Origin of the sequence: Hyphomonas sp. UBA3601, assembly GCF_002375605.1 — a bacterium.
Classification (GTDB): Bacteria; Pseudomonadota; Alphaproteobacteria; order Caulobacterales; family Hyphomonadaceae; genus Hyphomonas.
Genome location: NZ_DFME01000024.1, coordinates 33,706 through 41,873 on the forward strand (window position 1 = coordinate 33,706; position 8,168 = coordinate 41,873).

8 protein-coding genes and 1 pseudogene are annotated in these 8,168 nt (G+C 61.3%); 4 read left to right on the forward strand and 5 right to left on the reverse strand.

Annotated features, from left to right (window positions below; translation table 11 throughout):
* Positions 1 to 59 precede the first annotated feature (59 nt).
* Positions 60 to 746 carry a hypothetical protein gene (locus B4F73_RS02430; protein WP_290482424.1) on the forward strand — a complete coding sequence of 229 codons (687 nt, stop codon included), beginning with the start codon at positions 60 to 62 and terminating at the stop codon, positions 744 to 746.
* A 19-nt stretch (positions 747 to 765) separates the two neighbouring features.
* Here the strand turns inward: B4F73_RS02430 and B4F73_RS02435 are convergent, their stop codons facing one another.
* On the reverse strand, positions 766 to 2,001 hold the full coding sequence (locus B4F73_RS02435; RefSeq protein WP_290480378.1) for an argininosuccinate synthase: 1,236 nt from the start codon (positions 1,999 to 2,001) through the stop codon (positions 766 to 768).
* A 216-nt stretch (positions 2,002 to 2,217) separates the two neighbouring features.
* Between B4F73_RS02435 and B4F73_RS02440 the strand changes: the two genes are divergently transcribed.
* Positions 2,218 to 4,008 (forward strand): hypothetical protein, encoded by a 1,791-nt coding sequence (locus tag B4F73_RS02440; RefSeq protein ID WP_290482425.1) that lies wholly within the window; start codon positions 2,218 to 2,220, stop codon positions 4,006 to 4,008.
* Here the strand turns inward: B4F73_RS02440 and B4F73_RS02445 are convergent.
* Positions 3,997 to 4,425 (reverse strand): DUF4112 domain-containing protein, encoded by a 429-nt coding sequence (locus tag B4F73_RS02445; protein ID WP_084333537.1) that lies wholly within the window; start codon positions 4,423 to 4,425, stop codon positions 3,997 to 3,999. The genes B4F73_RS02440 and B4F73_RS02445 overlap by 12 nt on opposite strands.
* A 66-nt stretch (positions 4,426 to 4,491) precedes the next feature.
* Here B4F73_RS02445 and B4F73_RS02450 point away from each other — a divergent pair, with 66 nt between their 5' ends.
* Together B4F73_RS02450 and B4F73_RS02455 are read left to right on the forward strand one after the other, a co-directional pair.
* On the forward strand, positions 4,492 to 4,857 hold the full coding sequence (locus B4F73_RS02450) for a DUF952 domain-containing protein (RefSeq protein ID WP_233347876.1): 366 nt from the start codon (positions 4,492 to 4,494) through the stop codon (positions 4,855 to 4,857).
* Complete coding sequence (locus B4F73_RS02455) at positions 4,844 to 5,896, forward strand: quinone-dependent dihydroorotate dehydrogenase (protein ID WP_290482426.1); 1,053 nt, start codon at positions 4,844 to 4,846, stop codon at positions 5,894 to 5,896. The genes B4F73_RS02450 and B4F73_RS02455 overlap by 14 nt, the downstream gene beginning before the upstream one ends.
* Here B4F73_RS02455 and B4F73_RS02460 read toward each other — a convergent pair.
* The 3 genes and pseudogenes from B4F73_RS02460 to B4F73_RS02470 form a co-directional block, all read right to left on the reverse strand.
* Positions 5,859 to 7,163, reverse strand: a complete 1,305-nt coding sequence (locus B4F73_RS02460; protein WP_290482427.1) for an MATE family efflux transporter — start codon at positions 7,161 to 7,163, stop codon at positions 5,859 to 5,861. The genes B4F73_RS02455 and B4F73_RS02460 overlap by 38 nt on opposite strands.
* A gap of 39 nt (positions 7,164 to 7,202) precedes the next feature.
* A complete protein-coding gene (locus tag B4F73_RS02465) occupies positions 7,203 to 7,937 on the reverse strand; it encodes a phosphatase PAP2 family protein (protein WP_206991885.1) in 735 nt (244 codons plus the stop codon).
* Positions 7,938 to 7,975: 38 nt separating this feature from the next.
* Positions 7,976 to 8,168: pseudogene (locus tag B4F73_RS02470) on the reverse strand (hypothetical protein); the annotation flags it as partial.

An 8,168-nucleotide genomic window follows, 5' to 3' on the forward strand; every position in this document is an offset into this window, starting at 1 on the left:
AATGGAGGTAGATGATGCGTTGCGTGAGGCAAATTTTGATATCTACGAATGTTTTCGCGATGATCTGGTCGGTACGTCAGTCGGGTGAAGAATCCGAGGACCAGATTCTTCGACGAATACTCGCTGACTTTGTCAGTGATCCCAGAGCAAACTTGAAGAATGAGCAAACCGTAGGCATCATGGACCGAAGAAATGAAGTGCATTTCTCCGAAGGTTTTGAAGTTTTTCGGAACATGGCCGGAAAAGAAGTCTGTGCTGTTGTGCAAGGCGGGGAATGGTGGATCAAAGGGACCCAAACCAGAGCGGCTAGTCTAAACGGGTTAAGTCGAGCACTTTCTCGGAACAACGAAAATGCTTGGCAGGTATGGTTTTACCTAGACGACCACGGAAAGCGCGTTCCAGTTTCGTCGCTGCGGCCGAGGAAAAAAAGATCCTTAAGTAGGGGCGACCGTCCCATGATGGAAAAGTCGAGGCCTACACTTCCGACAGTCCGTTGGTGCGATGATGTTCGAGAAGCGCTTCGCGTCTTGGGTGGAACGGCTCGTTTGGATGACATATACGTGACTGTAAAAAAACAGCGTTCGCAAGCCGGGCGATCAACACCGACTTCACTGCCTGCCGTAGTTCGCAAAGAACTTGAGCAAAGATCCTCCGATTCAGAAGCCTTTTTAGGTGGAGATGATTGGTTCAAGATCGCCGGTGAAAAAGGGGAAGGAATCTGGTCTTTGCGGTTCCATTCAGATTAGAACAACCAAAGGCTGGTGCCTAATTCTTCCCGAACTTCCGGTCCCGCCCCGCCAAGAGCCTTAGCCGCAGCGCGTTCAGCTTGATGAAGCCTTCGGCATCTTTCTGGTCGTAGGCGCCGTGGTCGTCTTCGAAGGTGACAATGTCTTCCCGGTACAGAGAATAGGGGCTGGAGCGACCGGTGAGGTAGGCCTGACCCTTATAGAGTTTCAGCGTCACTTCGCCCGTCACCCAGCGCTGGGAATGGTCGATGGCGGCCTGCAGCATTTCGCGCTCCGGGCTCCACCAGAAGCCATTATAGATCAGCTCCGCATAGCGCGGCATCAGTTCGTCTTTCAGATGGGCCGCGCCCTTGTCGAGCGTGGCCTGTTCGATGCCGCGATGCGCCGTCAGCAGGATGGTGCCGCCGGGCGTCTCATAGATGCCGCGCGACTTCATGCCGACAAAGCGGTTTTCGAGTAGGTCCAGCCGGCCAATGCCGTGCTTCTTGCCATACGCGTTCAGCGCGGTGAGCAGCGTGGCGGGGGACATCTCTTCCCCATTGATGGAAACGGCGTCGCCGCGCTCAAAGCCGATCGTGATGATCTCGGCTTCGTCAGGGGCGTCTTCCGGGCTAATCGTCCGCATGTGGACGAATTCCGGCGCAGGCTCGGCCGGGTCTTCCAGCACTTTGCCTTCGGAGGAGGAGTGCAGCAGGTTCGCATCGACGGAGAAGGGGGCCTCGCCGCGCTTGTCCTTGGTGATCTCGATGCCGTGCTGTTCGGCGAAGGCGAGCAAATCTGTGCGGGATTTGAAATCCCAGTCGCGCCACGGAGCGATGACCTTGATGTCGGGGTTCAGGCCATAATAGCCCAGCTCGAAGCGGACCTGGTCATTACCCTTGCCGGTTGCGCCATGACAGACCGCGTCTGCGCCGACCATGTCGGCAATCTCGATCTGGCGCTTGGAGATCAGCGGGCGGGCAATCGAGGTGCCGAGCAAATAGACGCCTTCATAGACGGCATTGGCGCGGAACATCGGGAAGACGAAGTCGCGGACGAATTCCTCGCGCACGTCTTCGATGAAGATGTTCTCCGGCTTCACCCCGGCGGCGAGCGCCTTGGCACGGGCCGGCTCCAGCTCCTCGCCCTGGCCGAGGTCTGCGGTGAAGGTGACGACTTCGGCGCCGAATTCCGTCTGCAGCCATTTCAGGATGATCGACGTGTCCAGTCCGCCGGAATAGGCGAGCACGACTTTTTTCGGAGCGGAAACGGACATGAATTTGTACCTTGTTCGGGGACCTGCTGATTGCGGGGATGCAATAGGAGGGAAAGCCCGCGATTACAAGCGTTGCGCCGGGACCGGGCGTTCACGAGAGTCTCACAAGACTCTTTGGCGGAAGGGATAGTTTGATCCCGGTTAACGCGATATAGTCGGGCCGTTAAGGTTAAGGTAGGCAGCTGGGGGTTAGATAGGGTCATGCTTGAGACGCACATGACAGATCGGCGCGAGCCCGTTTCCGTACTTCCCGAAGCCCTTCGCCGTGCCGTCCTGGACTGCACGGATACGCGCGCCGATGCGCCGCGCCAGAGTGTGGCGGAGGCCTCTTTCCGCGACCGGCTTGAAGCGCGCCGCGCGGTGCGGACCCAGTCCACGCTGGCCATCACATCCGGCATTCATTATCCAACACTGGACGCAGGCCGTAACCGCCCCGCGCCGATGCGGGCGGCCAAGCCGAAACGGCCTGTGAATGCGGTTGCCGAGCCGCAGATGCGTGTCACGCCGATATTGATGCGGGCCGTGTCGTCCATGGGCGGCGCATTGCCTGCGATCACGCTGTCGAATGGTCTGACCCTCGGCGGCGGAGACGGCGATGATGCGTCCGGCATGGGCGCGCGCATGGCCAAGCTGTCGCAGATCATGTTTGCGGGTCTTGCCGTGCTCGGCTTTGCGGGCCTGTCTTTCATGGCGGCTGACAATGCGCTGAACGGCGCTGACGGGGTCGATGGCGACGAGGATGCCGCCGCGGCTGCTGAAACACATGCCGCGCTGAAAGCGGCAACCAGCCAGCGGATCACGTCCAGCCAGGCGTCTGCACTCGCTATGGCGAGCGCCTCCGCGCCCGCCGATGGCACGGCCCAGCCCTGGTTCGACTACAAGGCCATCGCCTCTGACATTGCCGCACGCAATGAAGTGCATAGTGAAGCCCAGCGCGTTGCCGCTGTGGCCGCCTCTGCTGAAGCAGAACGCCGCGCGGCTGCGGCCATTGCCGAGGCGGAAGCGCAACAGCTTGCCGAAGAACAGCGCCTTGCGCGTCTTGCCGAAGCGACACGGCTTGCAGATGCCACTGCCGAGAAGCGCCGCCTTGCCGAGGAAGAAGCCGCACGGGTGGCGCGCATGGAAGCGATCCGCCAGGCCAAACTGGATGCAGAGCAAGCTGCAGCTGCGCGCGCCGAGGCGACGCGCCTTGCCGAACTGGAAGCGCGCCGCATCGCGCATGCCGAGACCGAAGCCCTGAGGCTCGCCAATATTGAAGCTGACCGTCTTGCCGAGGCGCGCCGGGTGGCTGCTGCGGAAGTGCAGGCGCTGCGCGCACCGGTTCAGTATGTGTCGATGGCGAATGCGGTCAGCTTGCCGGTGGCGCCAACGCCGCAGGTCAAGCCGCTGGTCCGCACACCCAAGGCCAAGCCCGTGGCGACCTGGGCAGCGTATAGTGGCCCAATGCCAACCACGGCCTCGCTGAAACCGTCAAAGCCCCTTGTCCTGGTTGCGCAGACACCCGTCGAGCGTGCTGCGCCGCCCGCCCTCAAGCCCAATGGCGCGCATGTTCGCGCCTTTGACCGTCCGCAACCGGTTCAACAAGCCTCTCAAAAGGTCGAAGCCTTCATGGCCGAGCGGGTGCAGCGCACCGCTGATGCGCCCGTATCCGCGGCGGCCCTCGAAACCTTGCAGGCTGAATTCCTGTCCATCGTGAACTCCGCGCAGGATGGCGCGGTTTCCACGATTGCGTTGCCACAAGGCGGCCAGATCGAGATTACGGTCGAGCAGACGACCATGCGCGAAGCGAGCCGGCCTGTGCTGAAGACGGTGAGTTATTCGGTCAGCGAATATAATGCTGTGCAGCGTTCGGTGACGGCGCAGGTGGATCGCAGTGTTGCCCTGACGTGCCGGGATATTTCCTATGTCATTCCGGGCAAGGAGCGCGGGCGGTTCGCGGCATGCGAGTCGGGCAAGGGCGAGTGGCTGATCTCGCGGGCGAGTGAAGAGTCCAAATCAAGCATCTAGGCGTTTGGCCATGTCCTTGTGATGGCGCTTGGCGCGCTTGATCAGGTGTTTCTCCACCACGCGGAAATTCTTGCGGTGTGACCGGAAGAAGAAGTCGAATACGTCGCCCGCCAGTGGGACAGAGCCGAGGACCACGTCGACGACCAGATTCCAGATAATGTGTATGTGCGCCGTGATGGGCAGTTTCAGCCGGGCCGCGGTGCCGAGGGCATAAAGGCCAGCTGCGCCAGTGACAGCATCGCCTGCGACGGGGATAATGCCGAGCAGGGAATCGAGACCAAACGGCACGCCGGCAATCCTGAAGCGCGTATCCATTAAGTCAGAGAACCGGTCGAAGCCGGCGATCTCGTCGGCGACAGTGCGCCCATTGGGCAGGTGCAGCGATTCTGCTTCTTCCTGGCTGATCCGTGATGGCATGTCATTTGTCCCCTTATTCCAGTGTCACAGTGACCCAATATTGCGCCGCGCGTCAAAGCCTGTTGAATGGCGCGTATGGATGATACGCATGTCTACAAATTGCTGACCGACGACCAATGGCGTGCTGCCGAGGCCTCCGGGGTGACCAATGTGCCGCTGGACCGTGACGATGGTTATGTGCATCTGTCCACGGCGGCGCAGGTCGGCGAAACGGCGGACAAGTATTTCAAGGGTCTCAAGGACGTGCGGCTGGTCCGCTTTCCCGTGGACCGTTTGCCGCCACTCAAATGGGAAACGAGCCGGGGTGGGCAATTGTTCCCGCACCTCTACGGGCGGTTGCAGATTGCCAAGGCCGATGCGGTTTGGCGGCTTGCGCGTGCAGAGAATGGCGCCCCGCTCATGCCAGAGGATTTGAATGATGAGCCTGACTGATCTTGGCGTTGCCGTAATCAAGCTGTTGCCGCCGGAAGCGGCGCACACAACAACGATCCGTCTTCTGAAGGAGCGCCTGGGCGTGCCGGTCAATCCGCCGGCAACCCATCCGACGCTCGCAGTTAAGCTGCCGAAATCAGGACTCGTCCTGTCCGGGCCGGTGGGTCTTGCCGCGGGATTCGACAAGAATTGCGACGTGCCGACCGCCATGTCGAAATTTGGCTTCGGCTTTGTAGAGTGCGGGACCGTCACGCCGAAGCCCCAGGCGGGAAATCCGAAGCCGCGCCTGTTTCGCCTCAGCGCTGACAAGGCCGTCATCAACCGGATGGGGTTCAACAATGCAGGTCTCGACAATTTCGTCGCGAACCTCAAAGTGTATTCCGGTGCCGTGCCACTCGGCGCGAATGTCGGGGCGAACAAGGAGAGTGATGACCGAATTGCGGATTATGTGCGCGGCATCGAGTCCGTTGCGCCCCATGCGGACTATATCACGGTCAATATTTCCTCGCCCAACACACCGGGCCTGCGCGGCTTGCAGGACAAGGCATCGCTCGAAGCTTTGCTGATGGCGTGCGGTGCGGCTGAGCGTGCGGGCAAGCCAGTCTTCCTGAAAGTGGCGCCGGATCTCGACCCGGAAGCCATTACAGATATCTGCGGCGTTGTGCGCGGACCGGGCGCATGGCTGTCCGGCCTGATCGTTTCCAACACGACGATTGCGCGACCGGACAGACTGAAGAGTGCTGACAAGGGTGAGGCGGGGGGGCTATCTGGCGCGCCCCTCATGAATCCCTCCACGGACGTGCTGGCAAGTTTCGCGCGTGAACTGAAGGGTGAGTTTGATCTGATCGGGGCAGGCGGCATAGCCAGCGGGGCCGATGCCTATCGCAAGATTCGGGCAGGGGCCCATGCGGTCCAGCTTTATTCTGCGATGATCTATGAAGGGCCCGGTCTGGCCGAACAGATCAATCGCGAACTTGTCCGCCTGTTGCAGGCGGACGGTTTCACGACGTTGGCTGATGCGGTCGGGAAAGATCTCTGAACAGGCGCGGCACATAGGCGCCGAGGGCGGCCGCGCGAAACACATACATTGTCAGAAAAGCTGCCCAGACACCGGTATTGCCCCAGGCCGGACGCAGCAGCATGTCGGCGCCGAGATAGAGCACAGCTGAGATGACTCCCGCATTCCGCAGGGCGCGGCCTTGGGTCGTGCCAAGGAAAAGCCCGTCCAGCTGCCACGCAGCGATGCCGAGCAGGGGGACAGCGGCGCACCACGGAAGATAGGCCAGCGTTGCGGCGCGCGCCTCTGGATCACGAATGAAGGTTTCGATCACCCAGCCGCCGCCGAAAAGATAAAGCAGCGAGATCGCTGCGCCGGAGATAAGGGCGAACTCTGTTGTCAGGCGCATGGCCCGGGCAAGCCGTTTGCCGTCGCGCGCGCCATAGGCTTCGCCAGCTTCTTTCTCCGCCACGAAGGCAAATCCGTCCAATACAAAGGCGGCGACGGTAATGAACTGGAGCAAGACTTCATTGCCGGCCGTCACCGCAGTGGAGATCAGCGTGCCGGAGCGGACAAACCAGGCAAAGCAGAAGACCAGCGCCAATGTGCGGATCATGATGTCGCGATTGGCCGCAAACGGCGCGGTGAGCTTGTCCCGGTCCAGCAGGCGGGCATGGCCGCGGAAGGCAGGCGCGACAAGGATAAGGCCGAAGATCAGCGCGACCCATTCAGCGATGGCTGTGCCTGCGCCAATCCCGGTCGGCCCCCAATCGAGGCCTGCGACGAACCAGGCATCCAGCCCGGCATTGGTGCCATTCATCACGATCTGGAAGGCGAGCATCTGGCCGGTCTTGCCAGTGCCGAGCATCCAGCCGGTGACGGCGAGGCCCATCAGATATGCGGGCGCGCCCCAGATGCGTGCATTGAAATAGCCCTTGGCAAGGGACTCGACGGTCTGAGTCCCTTCGAAGGCCGCGAACGTGCCTATCTTCAGAAGAGGAGAGAGCAGGAAAAGCGCCACTCCGATCGCGCCACCCAGCATGAGTGCGCGCAGGAGGATGGCGCGGGATTCGGCTGTGTCGTGCTGGCCATTGGCCTGCGCCGTCAGGCCTGTGGTCGACATGCGCAGAAAGCCGAAGCCCCAATAAATGAAACTGTAGGCCACAGCCGCGATGGCGACGGCAGCCAGATCTGCCTTGTCCCCGAACCGGCCCATGATGGCCGTATCAACGACGCCCGTCGTGGCGGTCGCGGCTTGCGCCAGAATGATCGGCACGGCGAGGGAAATGACTTTTCCGCGGGTCAGCATGCCCGCCCGCTTAGCGTGATTGCCGGATCGGGGCGAGGCCTATTCCGGGTGCAGCGCTGTATAGAGTTCACGCGCCTCAGGCAGCGCTATCAGGAGATAGAGCGGGAAGGCAGCGGTGATCAGGATCAATACAACAGGCACGAAGCGTGCGGCTTCGGGCAGGCGCAGCTCGTCCTGAATGGCCGACACGCATGTCAGCATCAGGCTTGCGAGGGCCAGCCCGGCAAGCGTGTCGCTCGGCCAGTGCGCACCAAGATAGATTCGAGAGACGGCGATCATGATGGCGAGCACACCAAAGGCCAAGGCGAGTAGACGGCCGGGAAGCTTGCGGAATACGGCCAGCGCGAGCAGGGCCAATGCGCCATAGATGAGCGCTGAATTGGTGGCATGCCCACTCGGAAAGCTGAAGGATTCAACGCCGCCATAGAGATCGACTGTGGGTCGGGGACGGGCGATCGTCATCTTCAGAAATTTCACGATGAGCGGCATCAGTGTGAAGGCCGTGCCAAAGAGCAGGGCTTCGCGCCACGCCTTTGCAGCCAGCAGGGCCAACACGGTCGTGAAGGCCACGAAGACAAGAAAGCGAGTGTTCCCGAGCGCCGTGACGGCGAGCATCAGCAGGTTCAGTGTTTCGGTGCGAAGGGCGGGCACTGCGTCCGTGATGGCACGATCAAACGCCTCAAGCGGCCAGAGGCCGGCCTCGCCCAAGGCAAGACCGGCGAATACAAGCAGGCTGAGACTGGCGCACAGCCATTGCGTTCGGGAAAAATGCATGAGGCTTGAATGCCTCACACATCATCCGGTTCCAAGCCCTAGCGGCGGTTCATCACCATCTGGAAGATATCGTCCACGGCATTGCCGTCGCCATCTGCATCGAGAAGGCCGCCGAGCATACCCATCGCGCCGGTCTGGGCCTGAGCCTTGGATTGTCCTCCCAGAAGGCCGCCCAGCAATCCGCCGATACCGCCTTGCGCAGGTTGAGGCTGCTGGCCGCTCAACATGCCG

Excerpts from the sequence above, each read along its gene's own strand:
- B4F73_RS02460 (WP_290482427.1), bottom strand. The coding sequence starts at position 7,163 with ATGCTGACCCGCGGAAAAGTCATTTCCCTCGCCGTGCCGATCATTCTG.
- B4F73_RS02435 (WP_290480378.1), bottom strand. The coding sequence starts at position 2,001 with ATGTCCGTTTCCGCTCCGAAAAAAGTCGTGCTCGCCTATTCCGGCGGA.
- B4F73_RS02455 (WP_290482426.1), top strand. The coding sequence starts at position 4,844 with ATGAGCCTGACTGATCTTGGCGTTGCCGTAATCAAGCTGTTGCCGCCG.
- B4F73_RS02450 (WP_233347876.1), top strand. The coding sequence starts at position 4,492 with ATGGCGCGTATGGATGATACGCATGTCTACAAATTGCTGACCGACGAC.
- B4F73_RS02465 (WP_206991885.1), bottom strand. The coding sequence starts at position 7,937 with ATGCATTTTTCCCGAACGCAATGGCTGTGCGCCAGTCTCAGCCTGCTT.
- B4F73_RS02445 (WP_084333537.1), bottom strand. The coding sequence starts at position 4,425 with ATGCCATCACGGATCAGCCAGGAAGAAGCAGAATCGCTGCACCTGCCC.
- B4F73_RS02440 (WP_290482425.1), top strand. The coding sequence starts at position 2,218 with ATGACAGATCGGCGCGAGCCCGTTTCCGTACTTCCCGAAGCCCTTCGC.
- B4F73_RS02430 (WP_290482424.1), top strand. The coding sequence starts at position 60 with ATGATCTGGTCGGTACGTCAGTCGGGTGAAGAATCCGAGGACCAGATT.